Origin of the sequence: Caldisericum sp., from assembly GCF_049967455.1 — a bacterium.
Lineage (GTDB): Bacteria > Caldisericota > Caldisericia > Caldisericales > Caldisericaceae > Caldisericum > Caldisericum exile_A.
In genome coordinates this window covers 1-1173 of the sequence record NZ_JBMFSR010000091.1, presented here as the reverse complement: position 1 = coordinate 1173, position 1173 = coordinate 1, and the positions used below count along the sequence as shown (strand labels likewise).

Below are 1173 nucleotides of genomic sequence, written 5' to 3'. Positions count from 1 at the left end.
CATACTTTGTGCTCTCAAATTTTTGGCAAATCTTGAAGGCCTATATTGTAATTTTTTGACTGCCATTTCAACTTTTTTTTTCGTTTCATTTGCAACATATGAAGATGAGTTCAAATATCTTGAAACCGTTGAGGGAGCAACGTTGGCTAATTTTGCAACATCAAAAATAGTTGGTTGCTTATCCATTTTTCCTCCTACAATTAACAAATAATTACTTGTATCTTAATTATACTATGGAATTAATTCCATAACAAGTATAAATAACCTCCAAAATAAGTAATAAATTATAGAAAAGTATCCTAAATTGAATTATTAAAAGTAAATTTTCAAAATTTCAAAGTGTATTTCCCAGATTCTATACACTCAAAGTATGCACTTCCGATTTGGAACGTGAATATTAGACTTTATTCGAAATTGAATGAAGTCTTGTAAGATGTGTGGTAAAATGGTTTTAAATTCCAAAAAGTGAAGTGAATAGGGTGCTTAGATATAAGGATATTGCCAACAAACCAAATTTGCTTCGTGCTTTTGTCGACATCGGTCAAAAATGATTAAAAACATCGAACGAAAATGAGCAAAAACATCAATCAAAAATGAACAGTTTCATCAATCTGAATTGAGTGGTACCATCTGAATATCTCATTGTATTGGAGGTATCCAGATGTTAGAAGAAAAAATGGTCTTTGAAATCCAAATATTTCATTCTGAAGGTTTGAGTATCAGTGCAATTGCAAGGCGCCTTGGCATTGCTCCTAACACGGTAAGAAAATACCTCACAAGGGAGAGATGTCAAATGGAAAAACATTCTAAACTTGACTCATTCAAAAGTTATATCATCTCAAGACTTAACGAGTATCCGGAGATCACATCTATGGTACTTTTAAAAGAGATAAATGCTGTTGGATACACGAGTAAGATAACAACACGGGTTTTTGTCCATTCAATTCGACCGTCTAAACTAGTTACAATCTCAAAGTACATCCTTGGTATTTTCTTGCCAAAGCACATCAATGAGTCTCAGGTCGCATCCGAAGTTATGTCATCTCAGTCGACTATGTCTCGTGCTTTGTCTCGAAGCCCTTTAACTGAAATCTTAAGCGCAAGGATTGCATTCTTAAAAGACTTCATCAACAGTATAAGACAAGAACCAAAGTATCTCATCCTTGACGAAAC

The 1173-nt window shown here is 33.6% G+C and carries 1 protein-coding gene and 1 pseudogene; one reads left to right on the top strand and one right to left on the bottom strand.

What is annotated here, in order from left to right:
• Positions 1–186, bottom strand: a 186-nt coding sequence (locus ACP5SP_RS07940) for a LacI family DNA-binding transcriptional regulator (RefSeq protein ID WP_428076533.1), incomplete at its 3' end; no start/stop codon positions are given.
• 475 nt (positions 187–661) lie between these two features.
• On the opposite strand from ACP5SP_RS07940, the pseudogene ACP5SP_RS07935 reads away from it, so the two are divergent.
• Positions 662–1173 (top strand): annotated as a pseudogene (locus ACP5SP_RS07935) (hypothetical protein); the annotation flags it as partial.